Origin of the sequence: Micromonospora sp. A200 (genome assembly GCF_029893845.1) — a bacterium.
Classification (GTDB): Bacteria; Actinomycetota; Actinomycetes; order Mycobacteriales; family Micromonosporaceae; genus Micromonospora; species Micromonospora purpureochromogenes.
The window spans coordinates 48245-73766 of sequence record NZ_JARXXY010000007.1 but is presented as its reverse complement, the minus strand read 5'-3'; the positions used below and the strand labels follow the sequence as shown (position 1 = coordinate 73766).

Below are 25522 nucleotides of genomic sequence, written 5' to 3'. Positions count from 1 at the left end.
CGTACGGGCCGGCTCAGCGCCACGGCCGCACGGCGGTCGGCGGGTGGTACACGCGATATCCGGCCACCTCCACCAGGGCGGCGGCGCCGGCCTGCTCGCCGAGCAGGCGGCGTAGCCGCCGCTCCGCCGCGGAGCCGACCTCCACCACGTACCCGGGTCGCTCCGCCCGGCCGACCTGCGCCCAGTACGGTCGGTAGCGGTTCTGCCCGGGGGTGAGCGCGCCGTCGAGCACCGCGCAGACCACCCGCTCGCCGGTGGCGAAGGTCAGCCGGTTGCAGGTCCAGTAGTCGCCGTACACCTCGCGCAGCCCGGTCCGGCGCATCGCGTCGGCCAGCTCCCGCGCCTGCCGCTCCTCGTCCTGGGCCGCCTCCGTCCCGGTCAGGAAGAGCCCGGTGGCCACCACGGCGGTGGCGGTCAGCCCGGCGAGCACGGCGGTCGCGGTCGCCCCGGCCAGCCGGCCCGCCGCACCGACCGTGCCCCGCCAGCAGGCCACCGCCGCCGCCCAGAGCGGCCAGAGCACCGCGGGCAGGGAGAGCTGGAGCACCGACAGGTAGCGGGCGTTGCCCAGCGGGTCGGTCACGGTGAGCGGACTGCGGACGTACGCGAGTAGGGTCAGCGCCGCGCCGGCGACCAGGGTGAGCTGCGCGACCGGCCGGACCCGCCGGGCCGTGGGCAGGCCGGCGGTCCGGCGGTACGCGACCAGCGCGAGCAGCGCCGCGACCGTCAGCAGCATCGGGTAGAGCAGGCCGAACCACTCCTGCCAGCGGGCGCAGCCGGTGATCGGGCAGAGCCCGGTGGCCAGCGGCACCCCCTCCAGCAGGCCGCCGCGCACCCGGAGCGACCACGGCGGCGGCGGGCCGCCGGTGGAGTTGATCTCACGGAGCACCGACAGCGAGTCCGACCCGGGCGGCGCGACCAGGTTGTCCCAGATCATCGGCGCCACCCCGACGACGAAACCGGCCACCAGCAGCAGCCCCGGCCAGCCGAGCAGGTCCCGGCGGGCGGCGTAGAGCAGCAGCAGCCCGGCCACCGCCAGGTACGGCACGATCAGCCAGTCCGACCAGAGCGCCAGCCCGGCCAGCAGCCCGGCCAGGCCGATCGCGGCCCACCGGCGCCGCACCCGGTCCTGGGCCAGCGCCACCGCGATCAGCAGCATCGCCAGCACCGCCGGTTTCACCTCGGGCCGGCCGCCCACCACGGTCAACTGGTCGCGCACCACCCGTTCCGTGCCGAGCGCCAGCAGACCCACCACGAAGGTGGCGAACCAGGGCGAGTAGAGCCGACGGGTCAGCCGGTACGACAACCACAGGAAGAGCGCGTACAGCGCCAGCAGCGGCAGCCGCAACACCGGCCAGCTCGGCCCGAACAGCGCCACCAGCGGCGCCGCCAGGTACGCCTCCACCATGCCCATGTAGTGCTGCCCGTAGAGGAACACCGGGCGCTCCCGGCCGGCGGCGATGTGCAGGGCAGCGAGCCCGAAGGTGGCCTCGTCGCTGTTCGACGGGGGCACGGTCAGCAGGGTCAGCACCAGCCGGTAACCCACCCCGACCGCCCCGAGCAGCAGCGCGACGAGCGCCGGCCGGTCGAGCCGCGGCCGCTCCGCGTGGTCCTGCGATGTCGACACGACCAACGCCCCCGTCGTCGTCCCGACCGGAGTGTTTCACGCCGTACCAGACGCCCGGGGCGGATCCCGGGAGCCGGGCATCTCTCGCGTGGCCGCTTCCGCCCAGGTGTGGCAGGGTTGCAGCGTGCCACCCACTCCCGCAGGCCAGCTGGCCGTACCGAACCTGCACCGAGCCGCGCGGCTCGAGGACGCCGTGCACCAGCTGGTGGAGCGTCGCCTGCGCCGCACCGGCTGGCAGGCCAACATCGTCGCGTACGCCGGCTACGGCGCGCCGGGCTGGGCGCGGGTGCTCTGCCGGGTGCTGCTCGGCCGCCCGGACACCCGGCAGCGGGGCCGGCTGGACAAGGTACGCGGCTGGCGCAGCTTCACCACCCTGCCGGCCAAGCACGTCAAGGTGACCATCGAGGCGGGTGGGGTCACCCACGAGGCGCAGGCCGACCGCAGCGGCTTCGTCGACACCCTCGTCGAGGGCGACTTCACCCCCGGCTGGTCCTCGGTACGCCTCAGCGTCGCCGACGCCGAGCCGGCCGAGGCGTTGGTGCGGATCCTCGACCCGGAGGTCCGGTTCGGGATCCTCTCCGACATCGACGACACGGTCATGGTGACCGCGCTGCCCCGACCGCTGCTCGCCGCCTGGAACACCTTCGTGCTGGACGAGCACGCCCGGGCCGCGGTGCCCGGCATGGCGGTGCTCTACGAGCGGCTGGCCACCGCCCACCCGGGTGCGCCGGTCTTCTACCTCTCCACCGGCGCGTGGAACGTCGCGCCGACGCTGACCCGGTTCCTCTCCCGGCACCTCTACCCGGCCGGTCCGCTGCTGCTGACCGACTGGGGGCCGACCGCCGACCGGTGGTTCCGCAGCGGCCGGGAGCACAAGCGGGCCACCCTGGCCCGGCTGGCCCGGGAGTTCCCCGAGGTGCGCTGGCTGCTGATCGGCGACGACGGGCAGCACGACCAGGAGATCTATCGCGAGTTCGCCGCCGCCCACCCGGACAACGTCGCCGGAGTGGCGATCCGCCGCCTCTCGCCGACCCAGTCGGTGCTGGCCGGTAGCCTGCCCGCCCCGGCCGGCCAGTCCTCCTCCTCGGGGCCGGTGGGGCAGAAGTGGCTCTCCGCGCCGGACGGCGCCGGGCTCTGGCAGCTGATGCGGGACGCGGGCCTGGTCTGACGTACGCCCGACCAGGCCGCGCCCACCGCGTCGGTCCTAGTCGGTGCGTGACCCGCTGACCGTGCCGGCCCTGCGACCGTCGGCACCCGCACCCGCACCCGCACCCGTGCCCGTGCCGGTGTCGGCCGTCCCGCCGTCGGCGGCGGACCCGCCGGACTTCTCCCCGGCTGCGTCGGCGCAGCCCGGCGCACTCGGATCGGCCACCATGTAGACCGAACCGGCACCGCCCGCACCCTGGTCCTCGGCTCCGGCCTGGTCCTGCGCTCCGGCCTGGTCTTCGGCTCCGGCTTGGTCGTGTGCCCCGGCCTGGTCGTTGGCTCCGGCCTGGTCCTGTGCCCCGGCCTGGTCGTTGGCTCCGGCCTGGTCTTCTGCGCCGCTCTGGTCGTGGGCGCCAGCCTGGTTCTCGGCTCCGGCCTGGTTCTGTGCGTCGGCCTGGTTGTCGGCCTCGTTCTGGTTCCCGGCTTCGTTCTGGTTCTGTGCACCGGCCTCGTTCTGCGCCTGGTCCTCGGCGGCGGCCTGGTCGCGCGCCGCCTGCCGGGCTTCCCGCACCTGCTGCACGATCGCCCGCAGTTGTTGGATCCGGACGCGGATCTGCTGGATCCGGTTGGCGACTTGCCCGCCGGCATTCGCCGCCTTCTGGCCGCCAGCGTTCCCGGCCTTCTGGCCGCCTGCATTTCCGGCCTTCTGGCCGCCGGCGTTCCCCGCCTGCTGGCCGGCGGCCTGCTCGGCGCCCGCGACCTGCCCGCCGGCCCCCTGCTCACCTGCGGCCTGCTGTCCGCCGGCCGCCTGCTGCCCTGCGCCCTGTTCCTCGCCGGCCTGCTGCCCGCCGGCCCCCTGCTCTCCGGCGCCGGCCTGCTGGCCAGCCCCGGCGGCCTCGATGATGTCGGCGATCTGCCCGAGCAGCGCACCCACAGCGTCGATGATCCCGGCCGCCCGCGCCGCGCCGCCGTCGGCCGCCGCGCCTGCGCCGGGAGCCGCGTCGCCGCCGGGAGCCGCGTCGCCGCCGGCTTCCGCGTCGCCGCCGGGAGCCGCGTCCCCGCCGGCTTCCGCGTCGGCGCCGGCTTCCGCGTCGGCGCCGGCTTCCGCATCGCCGCCGGGAGCGGCCTTCCCGGCCTGAGCCTGCTGCGCACCCTGCACGATGTCGCGGACGCCGCTCAAGATTCCGTCGAGCCGCTGCACCCGGGCCTGGGTCGCCTGCGGGTCGGCGAGCTGGCCGGTCCGCTTCCCGGTCAGTTGCTCGGTGATCGCCCACGCCTGGTCCAGGCGGGTGGCCATGGCCACCTCCCACGGGACCATCGGGCAGGCGGCCCCGGCGACGTCCACGTCGCCGTCACAGCCGGCGGCGGCGCGGCGCTGCTGGATCAGGTCGACCACGGCCTGTCGGTTGGCGATCCGGGCCGGCGAGTTGGCGTCCGGATTCTGCCGCTGTCCGGCGATGAAGGTCAGGTTGTTGCGCAGGGCCGTGTCCAGGCCCTGACAGTTCTCCGCCGCCTGACCGGTCCCGGTCGCGACCGCGAACGCCGCGCCGGCCGTTACCGCGAGCGCGACCCCGCCGGCGATCTTCCGCTGACGGGACGAACCCGTCATCCTTCGTCTGCTCGTCGTGCCCCTGCTCCACGCCATCGAAGCTCCTCCGCCTCGTCGTCACGGTGTCCGGCATCCGATCCGGGATACGGCGGCGACTGCGGAGACGGTTCACGTCGCGGCACGGCGACGACGCAAAGTTCGACGGAGGGTGAAAATTGGGGCGTCTCTGGTTACCAACGGTAGTGCATGGCTGGTAGGTGTTGGGGTGACCGATATGACTCTGAGGCATATTTATGACTCACAGGTATATCGCTCACCACGAACATGTCTCCCCGGCGGCGACCTGACAAACCGGCCCGCGAGCTGACCGACCGGCCCGGCGACTGTCCGGCGAGGAGGGCGACGTGTCCGAAGACCCGCACCGATTCTCGGGACGCGGGCGGGACACGGTCAGCCGAACCCGAAACAGCCCGGTCAGTTGCGGCGGAGCCAGAGCACGCCCAGCGGCGGGACCCGCAGCGCGACCGACGCCGGCATCCCGTGCCACGGCACGTCCTGCGCGTGTACCGCGCCGAGGTTGCCGACCCCGGAGCCGCCGTAGTGGTGGGCGTCGGTGTTGATCACCTCGGTCCAGGTGCCGCCGGCCGGCAGCCCGATCCGGTAGTCCTCCAGCGGCAGCGCGGAGAAGTTCGCCACGCAGACCAGCGTGGCGCCGTCGGGGGCGATCCGGACGAACGAGACGGTGTTGTGGGCGACGTCGTCCCCGGCGATCCACCGGAAGCCGGCCGGGTCGGTGTCCTGCGCCCAGAGCGCCGGCGTCGCCCGGTAGACCGTGTTGAGGTCCCCCACGAGGCGTTGCACGCCGGCCCGGGTCGGGTCGTGGGTCAGGTACCAGTCGAGGCCGCGCTCCTCGCTCCACTCCCGGTCGTCGGCCAGCTCGCAGCCCATGAAGAGCAGTTGCTTGCCCGGGTGCGCCCACATGTACGCCAGCAGCGCCCGCACGTTGGCCAGCCGCTGCCAGGTGTCGCCGGGCATCTTGGCGGCGAGCGAACCCTTGCCGTGCACCACCTCGTCGTGGCTGATCGGCAGCACGTAGTTCTCGCTCCAGGCGTACGCCAGGGAGAAGGTGAGCTGATGGTGGTGGTGCTGGCGGTAGATCGGGTCCTTGGAGGTGTAGAGCAGGGTGTCGTGCATCCAGCCCATGTTCCACTTGAACCCGAACCCGAGCCCGCCGTCGGCGGTCGGCCGGGTCACCCCGGGCCAGGCGGTGGACTCCTCGGCGACCATCACCACCCCGGCATGGTGCTTGTAGACGGTCGCGTTGACCTCCTGGAGCAACGCGATCGCCTCCAGGTTCTCCCGGCCGCCGTGCACGTTCGGGGCCCACTGCCCCTCCTGGCGGGAGTAGTCCAGGTAGAGCATCGAGGCGACGGCGTCCACCCGCAGGCCGTCGACGTGGAACTCCTCACACCAGTAGAGCGCGTTGGCGACCAGGAAGTTGCGCACCTCGCGGCGGCCGAAGTCGAAGACGTACGTGCCCCAGTCCGGGTGCTCGCCGCGCCGCGGGTCGCGGTGCTCGTACAGCGGGGTGCCGTCGAAGCGCGCCAGCGCCCACTCGTCCTTGGGGAAGTGCGCCGGCACCCAGTCCAGGATCACGCCGATGCCGGCGCCGTGCAGCCGGTCGACCAGGTGGCGGAAGTCGTCCGGGTCGCCGAAGCGGGAGGTCGGCGCGAAGTAGCCGGTGACCTGGTAGCCCCAGGACCCGCCGAACGGGTGCTCCATCACCGGCAGGAACTCCACGTGGGTGAAGCCCATCTCGGTGACGTACGTGGTGAGCTGCTCGGCCAGTTCCCGGTAACCCAGGCCGGGCCGCCAGGAGCCGAGGTGCACCTCGTACACGCTCATCGGCTCCTGGTGCGGCTGCCGCCGCGCCCGCCGCTCCAGCCAGACGGCGTCCGACCACTCGTACGTCGAGTGGTGCACCACCGAGGCCGTTGCCGGCGGCACCTCCGCGTACGCGGCCAGCGGGTCGGCCTTGTCCCGCCACCGCCCGTCGGCGCCGAGGACCCGGTACTTGTACCGGGCGCCGATCCGCGCCTCGGGCACGAAGAGCTCCCAGACGCCGCTGGAGCCGAGCGAGCGCATCGGCCAGCCGTCGTCCGGGCCCCAGCCGGTGAAGTCACCGACCACCCGCACGCCCCGGGCGTTCGGCGCCCACACCGAGAACGCCACGCCCTCGTCGAAGACCCGCGCGCCGAGCGCCTCCCAGAGCCGCTCGTGGCGCCCCTCGCCGATCAGGTGCAGGTCCAGCTCGCCAATCGTCGGCGGGTAGCGGTACGGGTCGTCGGTGACCTGCCCGTCGGCCTCGATCCGGTAGTCGAGCACGGCGCCCTCGACCCGGGTCTCGAAGACGCCGACGTCGTGCACCCGCTTCATCGGGTGCCGCTCCTCGCCGACCAGCAGCATCACGTCGCCGGCGCCCCGGCGCATCGCGCGGATCGTGGTCCACCCGTCGGCGGGATGCGCGCCGAGCAGGGCGTGCGGGTCGTGGGTCTCGCCGGCGATCAGCTGGTCCATCGCGCGTCCTCCGGGGCGGGAGCGGTCGGGGCGGTGCCGCCCGAAAGGTCGGTCGGCACGTCGGCGACGGTGAGGTCGGCCGGGGCGTGCCCGGTGGGCTCCGCCGCGGCCGCGGCGGCCGGACGGCGCACCGTCAACACGTGGGCGGGCTGAAGATACGGGTCGAGGCGGACGGCGTTGCGCTGCCCCCACTCGTAGCGGGCGCCGGTCAGCTCGTCGTGGACGGTGAACCGCTCGTGCCAGTCGAGGCCGAGGGCGGGCATGTCGAGGGTGGTGTTGCCCCACTGCACGCCGCGGGAGTCGAACGAGCAGATCACGATGACGGTGTTGCCGCTGTCCGGGTCGTGTTTGGACCAGCAGAGCAGCGCCGGGTTGTCGATGTCGTGGAAACGCAGGTTGCGCAGCTGGTGCAGGGCGGGGTTGTCCCGGCGTACCCGGTTGAGGGTGGCGATGAACGGCGCCAGCGAGCGGCCCTGCGCCTGCGCGCCGGCCCAGTCCCGGGGGCGCAGCTCGTACTTCTCGTTGTCCAGGTACTCCTCGGCGCCGGGGCGGGCGACGTGCTCGAAGAGCTCGAACCCGGCGTACACGCCCCAGGAGGGGGAGAGCAGCGCGGCCAGCACCGCCCGGATCTTGAACATCGGCGGGCCGCCGTGCTGCAACGAGGAGTGCAGGATGTCCGGGGTGTTGGGCCAGAAGTTCGGCCGCATGTAGTCGGCCGCGGCGACCAGCTCCTCGCAGTACGCCCGCATCTCCGCCGCCGACGTACGCCAGGTGAAGTACGTGTACGACTGGGTGAACCCGATCTTGCCCAACCCGTGCATGATGGCCGGCCGGGTGAACGCCTCGGCGAGGAAGAGCACGTCCGGGTCGACCTTCTTGACCTCGGCGATCAGCCAGTGCCAGAAGTCGAACGGCTTGGTGTGCGGGTTGTCCACCCGGAAGATCCGGATGCCCTCGCCGACCCAGTGCAGCACCACCCGCAGCACCTCGGCCCGGATCCCCTCCGGGTCGTTGTCGAAGTTCAGCGGGTAGATGTCCTGGTACTTCTTCGGCGGGTTCTCCGCGTACGCGATGCTGCCGTCGGCCCGGGTGGTGAACCACTCCGGGTGCTCGGTCACCCAGGGGTGGTCCGGCGCGCACTGCAACGCCAGGTCCATCGCCACCTCCAGGCCCTGCTCGGCGGCGGCCGCGACGAAGTCGCGGAAGTCCTCCGGCGTACCCAGGTCGGGGTGGATGGCGTCGTGGCCGCCCTCGGCGGCGCCGATCGCCCACGGCGAGCCCACGTCGTCCGGCCCCGCGGTGAGCGAGTTGTTGGGGCCCTTGCGGTTGACCCGGCCGATCGGGTGGATCGGCGGCAGGTAGAGCACGTCGAAGCCCATCGCCGCGACGCCCGGCAGCCGTTCCATCGCGGTGGCGAAGGTGCCCGAGCGGGCCGGGGAGTCGACGGTGGCCGGGATCGCGCCCTCGGAGCGGGGGAAGAACTCGTACCAGGCGGAGTAGAGCGCGCGGGGGCGGTCCACCCAGAGCCGGTGCTCCTCGCCAGTGGTGACCAGCTCGCGCACCGGGTTTTCCCAGAGCAGGTCGGCCAGCTCCAGCGCCGGGGCGACCCGGCGGGGCAGGTCCAGCTCGGTGTCGCGCAGCGCGGCCACGGCGGCCTTCACCCGCACGACGTCGGCGGCGGGCACCAGTTCGGCCGCCGCCGTCAGCACGCGGGCGCCCTCGGCGAGGTCGTTGGCCAGGTCCGCCGGCCCCTGCCCGGCGGCGATCTTCTTGGTCACCGCGTTCTGCCAGGTGAGGTAGGGGTCTCCGAACGCCTCGACGGTGAAGACCCAGTCGCCGACCGCGTCGGGCCGGATGGTGGCGTGCCAGGTGTCCTGGCCCGGCTCGCCGGGGCGCATCCGGGTGAAGGGCCGCGCCGCGCCGTCCGGGCCGAGCCAGACCACGTTGCAGCCGAGCGCGTCGTGCCCTTCCCGGTAGGCGCGGGCCGACACGGGCACCACCTCGCCGACCACCGCCTTGGCCGGATAGCGACCGCAGGCGACGACGGGGGAGACGTCTTCGATCGGGAACCGTCCGCTCACCCCGCCAACCTACTGCCCGAGATCGCTTCGCGCTCGGGTCAGCCTGCGGCGCCCACCGACCGGTACACCTCCATGGTGCGGGCCGCGACGGCGTCCCAGGAGAAGTGCGCCACCGCCCGCCGGCGCCCGGCCCGGCCGAGCTCGGCGGCGCGCGCCGGGTCGGCCAGCACCTCGTTGATCCGGGCGGCCAGGTCGGCCACGAACCGCTCCGGCTCCAGCGGCCGGCCGGAGCCGTCGCCGGCCTGTTCGATCGGCACCAGCAGCCCGGTCTCGCCGTCGGCGACCACCTCGGGGATGCCGCCGGTGGCGGTCGCCACCACGGCCGTCTCGCAGGCCATCGCCTCCAGGTTGACGATGCCCATCGGCTCGTAGACGGACGGGCAGACGAAGATCGTCGCGTGCGTGAGCACCTGGATCACCTCGTGCTTGGGCAGCATCTCGGCCACCCAGACCACCCCGGAACGGTTGGCCCGCAGCTCGCCGACCAGGCCCTCGACCTCGGCGGCGATCTCCGGGGTGTCGGGTGCGCCGGCGAGCAGCACCAGCTGGGTGTCGGCGGGCAGCTCCCGGGCCGCGCGCAGCAGGTAGGGCAGTCCCTTCTGCCGGGTGATCCGGCCGACGTAGACCACGCTGGGGCGGGACGGGTCGATGCCGAGCCGGTCCACGACATCGGTGCCGGTGTCCGGGGCGTACTGGGCGGTGTCGATGCCGTTGTGGACCACGCGGACCCGGTCCGGGTTCACCTCCGGGTAGGCGGTGAGGACGTCGCGGCGCATGCCCGCGCTGACCGCGATGATCGCGTCGGCCGCCTCCACCGCCGTACGCTCGCACCAGGACGAGAGCGCGTACCCGCCGCCGAGCTGTTCGGCCTTCCACGGCCGCAGCGGCTCCAGGCTGTGCGCGGTCACCACGTGCGGCACGCCGTGCAGCAGCTTCGCGGTGTGCCCGGCCAGGTTGGCGTACCAGGTGTGGCTGTGCACCACGTCGGTGCCGGCGCAGCCCGCGGCCATCGCCAGGTCGACGCCCATGGTGCGCAGCGCGGCGTTCGCGCCGGCCAGGCCGGCCGGTTCGGCGTACGCGGTGACGCCCGGCTCGATGCGCGGCGCGCCGAAGCAGTGCACCCGTACGTCGGCGAGTCGGCGCAGCTCGCGGGCCAGGTACTCGACGTGCACGCCGGCGCCGCCGTACACCTCGGGCGGGTACTCCCGGGTCAGCAGATCCACGCGCAGCCGTGCCGATTCCGTCATGCCCCCGCACCCTAGTGCAGAACTGTGCCCGTACGAGTGGTGAAGTCGCAGCGGGATGGATAGCGTCGGTGCATGGCTGCCAAGGTGCTCGCGATCGTCCTGGCCGGCGGAGAAGGCAAGCGCCTCATGCCGCTCACCGCGGACCGGGCCAAGCCGGCCGTCCCGTTCGGCGGGATGTACCGCATGGTCGACTTCGTCCTGTCCAACCTGGCGAACGCCGGCTTTCTCAAGATCGTCGTGCTGACCCAGTACAAGTCCCACTCGCTGGACCGGCACATCACCCAGACCTGGCGGATGTCGACGATGCTCGGCAACTACGTCACCCCGGTGCCGGCGCAGCAGCGCCGCGGCCCGTGGTGGTTCGCCGGGTCCGCCGACGCGATCTACCAGAGCTTCAACCTGATCAACGACGAGCAGCCCGACTACGTGATCGTCTTCGGGGCCGACCACATCTACCGGATGGACCCCCGGCAGATGGTCGACGACCACATCGCCTCCGGCGCCGGCGTGACCGTGGCCGGCATCCGGCAGCCGCTGTCGATGGCCGACCAGTTCGGGGTGATCGAGGTCGGCGAGGACGGCCGGCGGATCCGGGCGTTCCGCGAGAAGCCCACCGACGCGGTCGGCCTCCCCGACGCGCCGGACCAGATCTACGCCTCGATGGGCAACTACGTGTTCAGCACCGGCGCCCTCTGCGAGGCGGTCGAGCGGGACGCGGAGGACAAGACCAGCAAGCACGACATGGGCGGCAGCATCATCCCGATGCTGGTGGAGCGGGGCGAGGCCAACGTCTACGACTTCAAGGACAACGAGGTGCCGGGCAGCACCGACCGGGACCGCGGCTACTGGCGGGACGTCGGGACGCTGGACTCCTTCTACGACGCCCACATGGACCTGATCAACGTGCACCCGGTGTTCAACCTCTACAACTTCGACTGGCCGATCTACAGCAACCAGCCGCCGTACCCGCCGGCGAAGTTCGTCCACCAGTGGGGCGAGCGGGTCGGCCGGGCGGTCGGCTCGATGGTCTCGCCCGGCGCGGTGGTCTCCGGCTCGCTGGTGGAGAACTCGATCGTGTCGCCGAAGGTCAAGGTCCACTCCTGGGCGCACGTGGACGGCGCGGTGCTGATGGAGGGCGTCGAGATCGGCCGGCACGCCGTGGTCCGCCGGGCCATCCTGGACAAGAACGTCTTCGTCCCCGAGGGCGCGGAGATCGGCGTCGACCTGGAGAAGGACCGGCAGCGCTACACCGTCTCCGACAACGGCATCGTGGTGATCGGCAAGGGCCAGCGCGTGGAGCCGTGAACCAGGTGTGACCCCGGCCGTGGCCGGGAAGCAATGAGCGTCGGAGTACCGCCCTTGGAGGTTGCAGCAGTGGCACATCCCCGCGCCGGACAGCCCGCCGAGCCCGCCGACCTGGTGGACGTGCCGCGGCTGGTGACCGCCTACTACGCCGAGCACCCGGACCCCGACGACCCGGCGCAGCAGGTCTCCTTCGGCACGTCCGGGCACCGCGGGTCGTCGCTGCGCAACGCCTTCAACTCCGACCACATCCTCGCGGTCACCCAGGCGCTCTGCGACTACCGCCGGGAGCAGGGCCTGGACGGCCCGCTCTTCCTCGCCCGGGACACCCACGCGCTCTCCGCCCCCGCCGAGGCGGACGCCCTGGAGGTGCTCGCCGCCAACGGCGTCACCGTGCTGCGGGACAGCCGCGACGGCTACACCCCCACCCCGGCGCTCTCGCACGCCGTGCTCACCCACAACCGGGGGCGCACCAGCGGCCTCGCCGACGGCATCGTCATCACCCCGTCGCACAACCCGCCCGATGACGGCGGGTTCAAGTACAACCCCACCCACGGCGGGCCCGCCGACAGCGACGTCACGAAGTGGATCCAGGACCGGGCCAACGCCATCCTGGCCGCCGGCCTCAAGGAGGTCCGGCGGATCCCGTACGCGCGGGCCCGCGCCGCCGACACCACCGCCGGGTACGACTTCCTCGCCGGCTACGTCGACGACCTGCCCGCCGCGATCGACATCGACGCGATCCGCGACGCCGGGGTGCGCATCGGCGCCGACCCGCTCGGCGGGGCCAGCGTCGCCTACTGGGGGGAGATCGCCGAGCGGCACCGGCTGGACCTGACCGTGATCAACCCGACGGTCGACCCGACCTGGCGGTTCATGACCCTGGACGGCGACGGCAAGATCCGGATGGACTGCTCCTCGCCCAACGCGATGGCCTCGCTGATCGCCGCCCGCGCCGACTACCAGGTCTCCACCGGCAACGACGCCGACGCGGACCGGCACGGCATCGTCACCCCCGACGGCGGCCTGATGAACCCCAACCACTACCTGGCGGTGGCGATCGGGCACCTGTTCCGTACCCGGGAGCAGTGGGGCCCGGCGGCGGCGGTCGGCAAGACGTTGGTCTCCTCCTCCATGATCGACCGGATCGCGGCCGACCTGGGTCGTCCGCTGCTGGAGGTCCCGGTGGGCTTCAAGTGGTTCGTGCCCGGGCTGCTCGACGGCGCGGTCGGCTTCGGCGGCGAGGAGAGCGCCGGCGCGTCCTTCCTGCGCCGCGACGGGAGCACCTGGACCACCGACAAGGACGGCATCCTGCTCTGCCTGCTCGCCTCGGAGATCATCGCCACCACCGGCCGGACCCCCAGCCAGCACTACGCCGAGCTGACCGGGCGCTTCGGCGCCCCCGCGTACGCCCGGATCGACGCCCCGGCCACCCGCGAGCAGAAGGCCGTGCTCGGCAAGCTCTCCCCGGAGCAGGTGGGCGCCACCGAGCTGGCCGGCGAGCCGATCACCGCGACGCTCACCACCGCCCCCGGCAACGGCGCGGCAATCGGCGGGCTGAAGGTGACCACCGAGTCCGGCTGGTTCGCCGCCCGCCCGTCGGGCACCGAGGACGTCTACAAGATCTACGCCGAGTCGTTCCGGGGGCCGGAGCACCTGGCCCGCATCCAGGAGGAGGCGAAGGCGCTCGTCGACGGGGTGCTGGCCAAGGCCTGAGCGCGGGGCACGCGGTCAGCGCGGCGGGGGCAGCTCGCGGCGGTTCAGGTGCTCGCGCATCCCGTCCGGCAGCAGCTCGCGCAGCTGCTCCGGCAGCAGCGGCAGGTCCAGCAGGCTGAGCTTGAGCTGTTTGCGCTCCTGGAAGCGGCGGGGGTCGAGGCGCACCACCAGCCCGGCGTTCTGCTGGTACCGCACGTGCACCGCACCCTCGGTCGAGGCGTCCCGGATGATCACGCCGTCCATCTCCACGGCCACCGGCGCCGACTCGGGCAGCAGCTCCAACCGGATGGTCTCGTCGGGGGAGAGCACGATCGACCGGGAGATGCCGCTCATCGGCGCCGACGGCGTCAGCACCAGCGCCTGCGTCGCCGGCGAGATCAGCGGCCCGCCCGCCGCGTAGCTGTACGCCGTCGAGCCGGTCGGCGTGCTGATCACCAGCGCGTCGCAGCGGTAGTAGCCGTACCGCTGCCCGTCGACGGCGAGGGTGGCGGTGACGAAGCCGGAACCCGGATGGCGGACGAGGGCGATGTCGTTGAACGCCACCACGTCGTCCCCGCACACGTCGCAGGCCAGGCAGGCGCGCGACTCGACGGTGAAGTCGTGGGCGACCAGCCGGTCCAGCGCCCGGGGCAGATCCGGCGGCTCGACCTCGACGAGGAAGCCGAGCTTGCCCAGGTGCACCCCGAGCACCGGCTTCGGGTCCCGCACGGCCGAGCGCAGCGCACCGAGCATGGTGCCGTCCCCACCGATGCTGATCAAAGCGTCCGACCGGTGGGCCAGCTCCGCCGCCGGCACCGGCTCCACCGACGGTGGCACCCGGTGCCGGTCCTCGGCGCGGACGGCGAGGCTCTTGCCGTGCCGGGTCGCCCACCGTTCGACGATCTCCACGACCTCGGAGGCGTCCCGGGTGGGATGCAGCACCAGACCGAACACGTACCCCGCCACCGGTACAGCTCATCACACGGGCGGACGGTCCGGCAGCCGTACGGACAGGTGCGGCGGCGGTGGGAGCCCGCCGCCGCACCCGCGTCCGTCAGCGGCGCGGCCGGCCGCTCAGGTGGGCCAGCGACCGGGCGACCAGGTCGTCCCGGATCGCCGGGGCCAGCCCTTCCAGGCCGAAGCCGAGGTACACGGTGTCGTCGGTGACCACCGCCGCGCCCTCGGTGAACGCCTGCTGGCTACGGGCCCAGTCGTTGCCGCCCGGCGCGGAGCCGGGCGGCGGCCCGGCCACCGTCCACCCACCCAGGTCCGGCGTCTCGAAGGAGGTCTCCGAGACGACCTCGCCGTCGGTGATCACCCGCGCGTCGTCCAGGAACACACCCAGGCCCTGGGTGCCCCAGTCGGAGACGTACGAGATGGAGATCTCGACCTGCTTGCCGGCGTACGCCGACAGGTCGACGGCGAACTCCCGCCAGCCGCCGGAGCTGCCGGTGGCCGCGTTCCAGCTACCGGTGCTGCCCGTCGGAGAGCAGTCGGCGCCCTGGTAGTGGGCGAGGAACGGATGCAGGGTCTCCGCCCAGCCCGACTCGCAGCTGTCGCCGGTCTCGGTGCCGGTGCGGCCGTTGGCGTCGGGCAGCGTCGTCCAGTCGTCGCTGCCCACCTCGTGCGCCTCGACGATCAGGAAGTCCCAGTTCTGCTCGATGTCGTACGAGGCGAAGAAGCGCAGCTGCCCGCTGGTCGCCGAGGTGAGGTCGACGGTCCGGGTGAGCCGCTTGTACGACTCGTCGGACCGCCCGCTGTACAGGTACCAGTCGCCGGTGCGGGGGTCGAACGGCGCGCTGCCCGGCCGGGCCCAGTCCACCGCCGCCGAACTGGCGAACTGCGGGAACTCGTCCGGGGCCAGGAAGCTCGACGTGGTGAGGAACGAGGCCGTGTGGTCCTGGTTCCCCGCCGAGCCGGCCGCGTTGAGCTGCCCCTGGAAGCCGGCGAAGGCCCCGCCCGCGCCGCGCAGCGGGTACGGCGTGCCGTCCGGGTCGCTGCCGCCGTCGCTGACGTAGTTGTAGGCCCCCAGGTAGTACTGCTGGAAGTCGTTCAACAGCGGCAGGCAGGCGGGGTCGTCCGGGTCGGCGCACTCCGGCGCTGCCGGATCGGGCTGGTAGACGTAGCTGCCGTTGGCGGCCTGGGCGAAGAGCGCGTACTTGCCGCTGACCAGGAGCTTGCCGCCCTCGTTGAGGTAGTCGCGGACGGCCAGCTCGGTGTCGAGCGCCGCCCGGGCGGCGGTGCCGCCGACCTGGCCGGGCGAGCGCAGGATGATGTCGTCGCCGGTCTCCCAGACCACCGCCCGGTAGTGCGAGAGCACACCCAGCGGGTGCGGGGCTTTACGGCCCATCGCGTCGAAGTCGTACACGTCGCTGCTGCGGCCCGCCTTGGTTAGCGACTCGGCCACCTCGTCGGCGTACTTGGCGCCTCCGCCGCCGGTCTGCACCGGGCTGAGCCCGGTCACGTCCTCCACCGCCAGCACCAGCACGTCACCGCCGATGTCGGTGTGCACCCGGTAGGTGAAGTGCTCGCTGGCCACCGGGCCCTGGCGCGGCTTGACCCCGGTGAACCACACCTCGACCCGGTCACCCGGCTTGGTGCCGGTGACCGTGCCGCGCAGCTCGGCGTAGTAGTCGTCGTGGGTGTCGCCGTACCGCTCGCCGCCGCGCCACTCGCGGACCTTGACCGTCTTCGGACGGCCGCCGTTGACCACGTAGTGCATCCGGACGTCCTTCATCGCCCGCCGGGTGATCGACGCGACCTGCTGGGTGCGTCCGTAGGAGGTGTCGAAGGAGTCGACCACGAAGTCGGGGGTGCTGCGGCCGACCACCGACACCGGGTCGTCCGGGTCGGCCGCGGACTTCGCCACCGACAGCGCGAACGGCAGGTTCTTCGCCACCTCGGCGGAGATCAGCTTCTCGTCGTCGGGGAAGATGAACCCGCTGATGCAGTCCTCCGGCCGCCACTGGTCGTCCGGGTCGGAGGCGGCCGCTGACTGGCAGGTGGACATCTCCGGGGTGAAGCCGAGCGTGCCGTAGCGGACCGTGGCGTGGCTGTCGGTGTCCCCGTTGGTGGTGTACAGCTCGGCGGAGATGTCCGGGTCGTAGCCGGGCACCGCCGGGTGCGCGTCGTCGCCGACCATCGCCTGGTAGATGACATCGTCCGGCGTCGGGGTGCTGACCTGCCAGCCGACGCCGTAGAGCAGCAGCTGGGCCGCCGAGTGGTAGTTGACGAAGAACTCGAAGCCCACCCGCTTGAAGAGCGTGTCGAGCGCCTTCGTCTCCGGCTCGGAGTTGGGGGCCGGGCCGCGGTAGGTGTCGCTGTTCGGCTCCGGCGAGGAGCCCTCGTCGTCGTACCCCCACTTGTAGCTGAAGTTGCGGTTGAGGTCGACGCCGTCGGCGGTGGTGACCTGGCCGTTGCCGTCGTTGTCGCGCAGGTTCTTGCGCCACAACCGGTTGCCCGGGGTGAAGGTGTGGTCGTAGCCGTCCGGGTTGGCCACCGGCAGGAACCACAGCTCGGTGCGGTCCACCAACCGGGTGATCTCCGGGTCGGTGCCGTAGCTGTCCAGCACGTGGTGCAGCAGGCGGCGGGTCATCTCCGGGGTGATCCACTCGCGGGCGTGCTGGGCGCTGCCGTAGAGCACCGCCGGGCGTCGCCCGTCCGGCACGGTCCGCGCGTTCTTCGTGACCTTCACCGCCAGGATCGGCTTGCCCTGGACGCTCCGGCCGATGGTCTCCAGCTTCGCCAGCTTCGGGAAGCGCGCCACGGTCGCGGTGAGCTCGTCGCGGATGCCGCCCGGCTCGCTGTACGACCGGAACGCGTCCCAGCCGGCCGCCGCCTGCTCGCGCAGCGCCTGGGAGGCGTCCTTGCCCCGGACCTTCTTGACGTCCAGCCGTACGCCCTGGTCGGCGAGGCGGGCCGCCTCCCGCTTGCTGAGCACCGTCTCGACCCGGGTGGTTCCATTCGCGTCGGTGCCGCGGTGGTCGTGGCCGAGGTCGACACCGGACGCGCGCAGCTTCTCCAGCTGTTGCGGGTCCAGCGTGCCGACGTACACCTCCAAGCTGTCGCGGCCGCCCGGATCGGACGGTGGCCGCGCGCTCGCCGGTGCGGTCAGCGCCAGAGCGCCGACCAGAGTGAACACGCTTGCGATCGCTAACCGTGTGCGCCTCATCGCGCCTCCTGGTGGAAGGACTTGTGTGCGCAAGCCTGGTGGGAGTTCGCGACTGATGTCAATGCGTAGATGGAGCGCTGCGCGATCAATGCGTAACGCGCCGGTCAGCACATCGTTGGGTTCATCGTCACTTGGAAGGGGGGCCACCTGATGCTCTCGTCGCTGCTGCGGGGCACTGTCCTCGCCGACCGTCATCGGCGCCTGGACCGCAAGATCGCCCAGTACGACGCCTGGCCGTCCCGGGAGGAGATCGAGGACCTCCAGGTGCGCCGCTTCAATGACGTCTGGGCCTACTGCCTCGCGGAGGTGCCCTTCTACCAGTCCTGGCAGCGCGAGCACGACCTCCCGGCGCGGATCGACCGCCCGAGCGACCTGCGCTACTTCCCGCCCTTGGAGAAGGAAACGCTGATCGCCCGCAGTGCGGAGATCTTCCAGGACGGCCGGATCACCGACTCCTACACCACCGGCGGCAGCACCGGGCAGCCCACCCGCTACCCGCGTGGGCCGGGTGAACTGGACGAGGGCTGGGTCAATGCGTACCTCGGGCGGCACTGGTCGGGCGTCGCCCCCATGGATCCGAATGTGCTCCTGTGGGGACACTCCCACCTGTTCGGCAGCGGTTGGCGGGGGCGGGTCGCCCACCTGAAGCGTCGCCTCGCCGACGGGGGCATGCGGATCACCCGGCTCAACGCCTACGACCTCAGCGAACCGTCCCTGCGCCGGCATTACCTGGCCTTCCGTCGGCGGGACCCGGTCTCCCTGGCGGGCTACACGTCGGCGGTGTTCAGGCTGGCCCGCTACGTCGAGCGCAACGGGCTCGAGCTAGAAGACAAGAACCGCCTCCGGGCCGTGATCCTCTGCGCGGAGACCGCGAGCGACGCGGACATCGCCCTGATCGAGCGCGTGTTCCGCGCCCCCGCCGTGATCGAGTACGGCTCCGCGGAAACCGGCGTGCTGGCGATGTCCCATCAGCGCACCCGCAACGTCCGGGTACTCTGGGACAGTTACGTCTGCCTGGCGCACGACGACGGCGAATTGCACGTGACGACCCTGACCCACCGGCTCTTTCCCCTGGTCAACTACGCCATCGGCGACCGAGTGGAGGCGAGTGACATCCGGGACGGCAACGCTCTCGCCTTCCACGCGATCCTCGGCCGGCGTCAGGACTTCGTCCAGGTCGGTTCGGCGCAGGGCATCCTCGACCTGTCCGCGATCCTGCCCGTGCACATTCTCAAGTCCTACCCGGGCATCGTCGGGGTGCAGTTCCGACAGGAACGGCCGGACGCCCTGCGGATCCACGTCGAGGCGGACCGCCCGCTCGACCTCGACGACGTCGCCGCGTTCTTCGTTCAGGAGCTCGGCCGCGACCACCCCGATCTCGATCCCCGGTCGATCACCTTCGCCCAGGTCGACCAGCAGGCCAAGACCCGGGCGGGCAAGCACTCGTTGTTCGTGTCCTGACGTCGCCCGAGCCGACGGGAGGAAGGGCCCGTGGCCAGGCGGCGTCAGGTGTGCGGGGAACTACGAGCGTGAGGTCACACCGGAAGCCCGCTCCGCCGGACGCGCTGCCGACCGGCTCGGCTCCGGCAACCGTCGACGCCTGCGCGACCGGAGCGCCAGGTAGCCGAGGAAACCCCCGACGACAACTGTCGTCAGCGCCTCGCCGGCGAGCGTGGCGACCGCGGCCCCGACCGGACCGATCCGGGGTGCCTGGACCAGCAGAGCGAGGCCGGCCAGGCCGGCGGTCAGCAGTGCCAGTCGAGCGCCCGCGGGGTAGTCGCCGTCACCGAGGCGGGCGAGACCGATCGCCCGGTTGACCGTGAGGAACGGCAGGGCGAGCAGGAAGAGCCCCAGCGCCGTGTCCGTCGCCGGCACGGTGAGGCCCAGCACCGCAGTGCTCAGCCAAGGGGCGAGCATCCAGCCGGCCGCCCCGGTGAGGGCTGCGACGACGACGACCATCACCTCGCTCTCGCGCACCGAACCGTGCGCGCCCAGCCCGTGCCGGCGACGCACCCGGACCGCCATCGGCACGCGTAGGCCCTGGTAGACCACCGCAGCCAGCGCCTGGTACACCCCGTTCACCGCGGCGTAGCTGCCGACCACGTGTGGACTCGCCACCATGGACAGCACGATTCCACCCGACCGTCCGGTGAACACCTCCGCCAGGCTGCACGACAGCAGGTGGCCGTTCATCCGGAAAGCCGCCGCCGCCGACCGGAGGCTGAAGCCACGCCACCGCCCGCGTCGCATCGCCGCATCCCGACACACCAGCGCCTCGGCGGTGACCAGCTGCAGGGCGGTGGCACCGGCCAGCGCGACCGTCAGCGGAACCCCGACCAGCACCATCGCCACGCCGACGAGCCGGCTGCCGACCATCACCACCGATGCCGCGACGAAGCGGAACTGTCGGTACAGGTCGCTGAACTGCAGCTGGGTGAAGTTGTTGCCGATGGTGCCCAACGCTGCCGCGGCCAGGGCGGCCGTGCCGTAGCCGCGGTCGATGTAGAACAGCGAGACGGCCACCGCGCTCACGATCAGCAGCGGGGACACCACCAGCACCCGTTGGCTGCGGATCGCCGCGCACTCCCGTTCGTCACCGGAGGCGTAGAGCATGGCCGTCCCGCCGGTCGCCAGGACCGACACCCAGGTCAGGGCGGCGGTCATGACGGCGTACGCGGCCAGTTCGTCGGTCTGGCCGCCACGCGAGCAGATCGCCAGGATGCCGGCGTTCAGCACACCGCTCAGCAGGCTCGCCAGCGCCGCGAGGATCGTCTGTCCCCGCACACCCGAGCCCTTCGCGGCGCCGTCCACGCGGGGGGAGGGTGCCCCGTTCTCGTCGTCGGTGGCCGGTCGCGGAGGTGTTGCCGAGGTGTCAGTTGCGGGGTGCCGCGGGCGCATGTGCACGTGCCGGCTTCCTGGACGGTCGCAGCGGATCGCCTGCGCCCTGGAGCCGGCCGCGGACCTGGTCGAGGATGTTCGAGTCGTCGCGGTCGGCGGCCCAGCGCCGGTACGCCTCCCCGGCGGCCCGCCGCGCCCGCAGTCGCTGCTCGGGACTGAGTCGGGCGATCCGTTCCAGCTCGGCGGCGAGGGCCGGGGCGGTGAGGTCGCTCAGCACCACCCCGCCGCCGTCGTGGAGGACCCCGCTCCAGGGGGTGCGGTCCGAGCAGACGACCGGGCAGGACGCGGAGAGGCTCTCGGCGATGACGTGCCCGAAGTTCTCCCCCCTGGTGGGCATCGCGAAGGCGTCGTAGCCGGCGAACGTCCCGCGCACCAGGTCCGGCGCGAGCGGGCCGTGGTACGTGCACCGGACCGTCGGCGGCAGTGCGTCGATGAGCTGCTGGCAGCGGCTCCAGTAGACCGGGTCCTCGGCCGGGCCGAAGAGGTCGAGGCGGATCGGTGTGCTGGTCAGGGCGAGAGCGGTCAGGAGCAGGTCCACGTTCTTCATCGGGCTGATCCGCCCCACGAAGACCAGCCGTGCCTCGCCGCCCGAGGCGCCCGGGGGGATGGGCTCCGCGGGCAGCCCGGCCTGGTTCGCGCGGACCGTCACGTCCGCCCATGGCAGCACCCGGTGGATCGCGTCGGCCTCCAACTGGCTGCCCGCGTGCCACTCCACGCGACCTCTGCGCAGCACGTGGATCCACCACCGCAGGAAGATCCGCTTGCGCCGCGCGCCGAGGGCCAGCGCCGCCGGGGAGAACTCCCCCCGGGGGGCGATCATCACCCGGGGAACCCGGAGCAGTCCGAGCCGGGCCGCGAGGATGGGGACCAGAGAGTAGGTGGACCAGAGGCTGTTGACGTACAGGAGGTCGAAGCGGCGTGCCCGTACCGTGCGCCAGAGCGTCCACCAGTGGCGGGGACGCCGGGGGTCGAGGTAGAACACGCGCGCCCGCCCCCGGTCGATCCAGGCGCCGGAGAGGCCGGGGTAGGGCGTGGGCTCGCCGAGGTCCCGGTCGCCGGTCACCAGCGTGACGAAGACCTGCTCGGAGCAGGAGTCGACCAGCCGGGCGATCGAGCGGATGGGTCCGCCGGCGCGGAACCCGGGCTCGAAGAAGTTGTACGTCATGAGCACCGACAGGGGAGCGGACTCCGCTCGGCCGGTCGCCCGTCGAACTGCCCCGTCCTGTCCTTCGCTCACGACCACGCCGATCGGTGGCAACCGGTGAGGCTGGTCGGGTGGCTGAGTGGCATGCCCGGACAAACGACCTTGCCGCGGCTCCGGTGACGGCGTTGGTGGCGGAGCGTAACCAAGTTGTCGGCGTAGCGTTGGCCCTGGTGTCGGTTTCAGATGGTACGGGGACTTCGACCCTGCAACCCGGACGGTCGTCGCCGCCCCGGGCCCGATGCCTCGCTTCCACCTGCGGGGTGCGCCTGTCGACCCCGCACGTGGACGCCACCGGGGGAACGGGATGTCAGTGCAGGAGCGCCAGCAGGTCAACCGGTGGGGCCCACCGACCGGGTGGTCGGGTCAGCGCTCGGCCGCCCGCGCGCCGGGCCCGGTGCAACCCGCGACAGTGGCGGCCGCCAAGGGCGCGTTCAGCTGGGATCTTCCGGTCGGCCTCGGCTGGCTGGCGGCCGGGATCGCGGCGCTGGGCGTCGAATCCCTCGGCATCACCGCCGATCCGCGACACTCGACGACGCTGCTGCTCGGTGCCCTGGCTCTGCTCTTCGGGCTCTGGGTCTTCTACTGCGACGGTGGGGCGCGAATCACCGCAGTCGGCGTGTACAACTTCAGCTTTGCCCTCTTCGTCGGCTTCGCCGCGCTGTACACCGAGATCAAGGCCGGAGCTGGCGCGTCCCAGGTGCCGATCCTGCAGGCCCTGTCGCTGTGCTACTTCCTCCATGTATCGACCTGGCTGCTCTTCTGGAGCCGGATACGTCGGCGTCCGGAGAGCGAGCCGGTGCGCGCGGACCCCGAGCTGAGCCGGTGGGCGCTGCGGTGGGGGCTCACCCTGCTGGTCCTCGGCGTGGTGCTCACCCTGGTGTTCCCCAGCCGGTACCACCACCTGCTCATCGACTCGACCGGGTTCGTGGGTGTCGTCCTGCTGGGCCTCGGCCTGCTGCCGGGCCGGCGCCGTCGGCGCCGCCTGATCTACGGCCTGGTGCCGATGGCGGGCTTCGCGCTCTACTACGCCTATCTCTTCAATGACTTCGGACGGATCGTCCTCGGTTCCCTCGGCTTCGCCCTGGCGGTGATCCTGGCGAACCGGGGCCGTGGCCGCCGGCACGTGAAGCTCTGGTTGGTCGCCGTGGCGGCGCCCACCGTTTTCCTGCTCGGCCAGATCAGAGCGGCCACCGGCGCCGACGAACGGGATGCCGACGGTCTGGGGTCGGTCGTGACGCCGTTCCGCGACTTCACCAGGCTGCTGGACCTGGACGCGATGGGCGCGCTGGCCAGGGCGTGGGGGGAGACCTTCTGGGCGGCGGCGGTGACCTTGGTGCCGCGTGCGGTGTGGCCCGGGAAGCCGGACGGCCTCGGCGCCGCCCTGGTGCCCATCCTCTCCCCGGAAATGGTGGGCACCGGCCATACCCACGCGGCGCTCTCCCCGGGGGAGTGGCTGATCAACTTCGGCCTGGTCGGTCTGCTGCTGATGGTCCCGGTCACCGGACTGGCGCTGCGCTGGATCGATCGGGCGGTGGACCGGGTGGCGTCGCGGCCCGTCACCACGCCACGGCAGCTGCTGGCCTACACGGCCGGCATCCTCGTCGTCGTCGGCATGGTCGATCTGATGTGGGTGGGCACCTCGACCTACGTGAGCAGGACGGGCTGCCGGCTGCTGGTGCTCCTCGTGCTGGTCGTCCTCGTCGCGTGGTGGCACCGCCCGCCGGCGGGCCTTCCGGGTGGTCATACCGGCGCGCCCTTGATGTCCGAATTGCGCCGTTAATCGCACCTTGGGGCGTAACTCACTCGTTGTCTGCATCAGAACTGTCACTGACAAAGGAGCACGAGTGAGCGCTGCGCTTGCCGGCAGCCGGGTCCTGATCACCGGCGGCACAGGATCGTTCGGTCAGACCATGGTGCGAAGACTGCTCGACCGGGACGTCGAGGAGGTCCGGGTGCTGAGCCGTGACGAGGCCAAACAGGACGCCATGCGCCGGGTCGTCGGTGACGACCGGGTCCGGTACTACGTCGGCGACGTACGCGACCTGGACTCCGTGTCGGGTGCCGGTCGGGACGTGGACCACGTCTTCCACGCCGCGGCACTCAAGCAGGTGCCGTCGTGCGAGTTCTTCCCGCTCGAGGCGGTGCGGACCAACGTCGTCGGCAGCGGGAACGTGATCGAGGCCGCCGAGCGCAACGGCGTCCGGTCGGTGGTGCTGCTCAGCACCGACAAGGCCGTCGGTCCGGTCAACGCGATGGGCATGTCGAAGGCGCTCATGGAGAAGTTGGCCCAGGCCCACGCCCGCAACAACCCCCGCAGCGACACCATCGTCTCGTGCGTGCGGTACGGCAACGTCATGTACTCGCGCGGGTCGGTCATCCCGCTCTTCATCGACCAGATCAAGGCGGGTCGGGCACCGACGGTGACGGATCCGGGCATGACCCGCTTCCTGATGTCCCTCGACGAGTCGGTCGAGCTGGTGGAGCACGCCTTCCGGCACGCCCGACCCGGCGACATCTTCGTCCGCAAGGCGGCCGCCTGCACGGTCGGCGACCTGGCCGAGGCGGTCTGCCAGCTCTTCGACGTGCCGGCGAAGCTGGACATCATCGGGGTTCGGCACGGCGAGAAGCAGGACGAGACGCTGGCCAGCCGCGAGGAACTGGCCAGGGCGAAGGACTTCGGCGACTTCTTCCGGGTGCCGGTCGACGCGCGGGACCTGAACTACGCGCTCTACACGTCCGAGGGTGAGCTGCGGGCGAACCCGGCCGAGGACTTCAACTCGGCGAACGCTCCGCGCCTCGGCGTACCTGAGATCAAAGACTTGTTGCGCACCTTGCCGGAGGTCCGGGCGGAGCTGGCGCTGCGCGACCCGGTACTGGCGTGTTGAGGCTGGCGCTCACCGGCGGTCGGGGCTTCCTGGGCTGGCACGTCCGGGTGCTGGCCCGGGCCCTCGGCTGGCCGGACCCGGTCCTGCTCAGCGGCGCCGACCTGATGGACGCGGCCACCGTGGCGGCGAAGCTCGACGGCGTGGACCGGGTGCTCCACCTGGCCGGGGTCAACCGGGGCGACCCGCTGGAGGTGGCCGGCGGCAACGTGGAGTTGGCTGCCGCCCTGGCTCGTGGGCTGCGACGCTGCCCCACCCCGCCCGGCGCGGTGGTCTTCGCCAACTCGGTGCAGTCCGGCAACGGCACCGCGTACGGCGATGCGAAGGCCGTCGCCGCCGCCACCCTGGCCGTGGCCCGACCCGACCTGATCGACGTGAAGCTGCCGAACCTGTACGGCGAGCACGGCCGGCCGTACTACAACTCGGTGGTCGCCACCTTCTGCCGGCTGCTCGCCGAGCAGCGGTCGCCCGAGGTGCACGAGGACCGCGAGGTGACCCTGGTGCACGTCACCGATGCCGCGGCGCGGCTGATGGGTGCCCCGGACGGCGGCCCGTGGGACAGCGCCATGCCCGGCCTGCGCGTCGGGATCCGGGAACTGGCGGACCGGCTCACCGGCTTCGCGACCTCCTATCGCAGCGGGGAGATCCCCGCGTTGTCGGACCGGCACGCGGTCCGGCTGTTCAACACCTACCGGTCGCACTGCTTCCCGGCGCACTACCCGCTGCCGGTGACCCGCCGGGCCGACCCGCGCGGGGAACTGGTGGAGACGGTCAAGGTGCACGGCGGCGGCGGGCAGACCTTCTGCTCCACCAGCCGCCCCGGCGTCACCCGGGGAGAGCACTTCCACCTGGCCAAGGTGGAGCGCTTCTGCGTCCTGCGCGGAACTGCCGAGATCCGGCTGCGCCGGGTCGGCGACGACGACGTCGTCCGGTTCCCGGTCAGCGGTGCCGAGCCGGTGGTGGTGGACATGCCCACCATGTGGGCGCACAACATCGTGAACACCGGCTCGGACGAGCTGTTCACCCTCTTCTGGACCAACGAGATCTTCGACCCCGCCCGGCCGGACACCTGGCCGGAGCCGGTGGAGCTGACCATGGCAGAGCCGGCGGTAGAGCCGGCGGAGGTGCCGGCGTGAGAGAGGGCCA

General features: G+C 72.2%; 16 protein-coding genes. 7 read left to right on the top strand and 9 right to left on the bottom strand.

All coding sequences use genetic code 11. The annotated features are described in order from the left end of the window. Nucleotides 1-13: 13 nt before the first annotated feature. Entirely contained in the window at nucleotides 14-1624 is a 1611-nt protein-coding gene (locus tag M2302_RS09135) for a hypothetical protein (protein ID WP_280837477.1), read from the bottom strand. A gap of 124 nt (nucleotides 1625-1748) precedes the next feature. Between M2302_RS09135 and M2302_RS09130 the strand changes: the two genes are divergently transcribed. Then, nucleotides 1749-2792, top strand: a complete 1044-nt coding sequence (locus tag M2302_RS09130) for a phosphatase domain-containing protein (protein WP_210775143.1) — start codon at nucleotides 1749-1751, stop codon at nucleotides 2790-2792. Between the two features lie 36 nt (nucleotides 2793-2828). Here the strand turns inward: M2302_RS09130 and M2302_RS09125 are convergent, their stop codons facing one another. From M2302_RS09125 to glgA, 4 genes are all read right to left on the bottom strand, one after another. After that, nucleotides 2829-4166, bottom strand: a complete 1338-nt coding sequence (locus tag M2302_RS09125) for a hypothetical protein (RefSeq protein WP_280837476.1) — start codon at nucleotides 4164-4166, stop codon at nucleotides 2829-2831. A 627-nt stretch (nucleotides 4167-4793) separates the two neighbouring features. Next, nucleotides 4794-6896: a 1,4-alpha-glucan branching protein GlgB gene (glgB, locus tag M2302_RS09120; RefSeq protein WP_280837475.1), complete on the bottom strand. Its 2103-nt coding sequence runs from the start codon at nucleotides 6894-6896 to the stop codon at nucleotides 4794-4796. After that, nucleotides 6884-8977: an alpha-1,4-glucan--maltose-1-phosphate maltosyltransferase gene (locus M2302_RS09115; protein ID WP_280837474.1), complete on the bottom strand. Its 2094-nt coding sequence runs from the start codon at nucleotides 8975-8977 to the stop codon at nucleotides 6884-6886. Before M2302_RS09115 ends, glgB begins: the two co-directional genes overlap by 13 nt. A gap of 38 nt (nucleotides 8978-9015) precedes the next feature. After that, the gene (gene glgA / locus M2302_RS09110) at nucleotides 9016-10224 is read right to left on the bottom strand and encodes a glycogen synthase (RefSeq protein WP_280837473.1); all 1209 of its coding nucleotides are present in this window, start codon (nucleotides 10222-10224) and stop codon (nucleotides 9016-9018) included. A gap of 72 nt (nucleotides 10225-10296) precedes the next feature. Between glgA and glgC the strand changes: the two genes are divergently transcribed. Both glgC and pgm read left to right on the top strand, forming a co-directional pair. Beyond that, nucleotides 10297-11529 carry a glucose-1-phosphate adenylyltransferase gene (gene glgC / locus M2302_RS09105; protein WP_280837472.1) on the top strand — a complete coding sequence of 411 codons (1233 nt, stop codon included), beginning with the start codon at nucleotides 10297-10299 and terminating at the stop codon, nucleotides 11527-11529. 69 nt (nucleotides 11530-11598) lie between these two features. Beyond that, nucleotides 11599-13242, top strand: coding sequence for a phosphoglucomutase (alpha-D-glucose-1,6-bisphosphate-dependent) (gene pgm, locus M2302_RS09100; RefSeq protein WP_280837471.1), 1644 nt, complete (start codon nucleotides 11599-11601; stop codon nucleotides 13240-13242). 15 nt (nucleotides 13243-13257) lie between these two features. Here the strand turns inward: pgm and M2302_RS09095 are convergent, their stop codons facing one another. Together M2302_RS09095 and M2302_RS09090 are read right to left on the bottom strand one after the other, a co-directional pair. Then, nucleotides 13258-14187 carry an NAD(+)/NADH kinase gene (locus M2302_RS09095; protein WP_280837470.1) on the bottom strand — a complete coding sequence of 310 codons (930 nt, stop codon included), beginning with the start codon at nucleotides 14185-14187 and terminating at the stop codon, nucleotides 13258-13260. A gap of 88 nt (nucleotides 14188-14275) precedes the next feature. Next, a complete protein-coding gene (locus tag M2302_RS09090; RefSeq protein ID WP_280837469.1) occupies nucleotides 14276-17392 on the bottom strand; it encodes a M14 family metallopeptidase in 3117 nt (1038 codons plus the stop codon). A gap of 150 nt (nucleotides 17393-17542) precedes the next feature. Here M2302_RS09090 and M2302_RS09085 point away from each other — a divergent pair, with 150 nt between their 5' ends. After that, on the top strand, nucleotides 17543-18853 hold the full coding sequence (locus M2302_RS09085) for a hypothetical protein (RefSeq protein WP_280837468.1): 1311 nt from the start codon (nucleotides 17543-17545) through the stop codon (nucleotides 18851-18853). 60 nt (nucleotides 18854-18913) lie between these two features. Here M2302_RS09085 and M2302_RS09080 read toward each other — a convergent pair whose 3' ends face one another. Together M2302_RS09080 and M2302_RS09075 are read right to left on the bottom strand one after the other, a co-directional pair. Next, nucleotides 18914-20203 (bottom strand): hypothetical protein, encoded by a 1290-nt coding sequence (locus M2302_RS09080; RefSeq protein ID WP_280837467.1) that lies wholly within the window; start codon nucleotides 20201-20203, stop codon nucleotides 18914-18916. A gap of 61 nt (nucleotides 20204-20264) precedes the next feature. Then, nucleotides 20265-21455 (bottom strand): glycosyltransferase, encoded by a 1191-nt coding sequence (locus tag M2302_RS09075; RefSeq protein WP_280837466.1) that lies wholly within the window; start codon nucleotides 21453-21455, stop codon nucleotides 20265-20267. Nucleotides 21456-21798: 343 nt separating this feature from the next. Here M2302_RS09075 and M2302_RS09070 point away from each other — a divergent pair, with 343 nt between their 5' ends. The 3 genes from M2302_RS09070 (at nucleotide 21799) to M2302_RS09060 (ending at nucleotide 25512) form a co-directional block, all read left to right on the top strand. Then, on the top strand, nucleotides 21799-23274 hold the full coding sequence (locus M2302_RS09070; protein ID WP_280837465.1) for a hypothetical protein: 1476 nt from the start codon (nucleotides 21799-21801) through the stop codon (nucleotides 23272-23274). A gap of 64 nt (nucleotides 23275-23338) precedes the next feature. Continuing rightward, nucleotides 23339-24379 (top strand): polysaccharide biosynthesis protein, encoded by a 1041-nt coding sequence (locus M2302_RS09065; protein WP_210775155.1) that lies wholly within the window; start codon nucleotides 23339-23341, stop codon nucleotides 24377-24379. After that, nucleotides 24373-25512, top strand: coding sequence for a capsular biosynthesis protein (locus tag M2302_RS09060; RefSeq protein WP_280837464.1), 1140 nt, complete (start codon nucleotides 24373-24375; stop codon nucleotides 25510-25512). The genes M2302_RS09065 and M2302_RS09060 overlap by 7 nt, the downstream gene beginning before the upstream one ends. Nucleotides 25513-25522 lie beyond the last annotated feature (10 nt).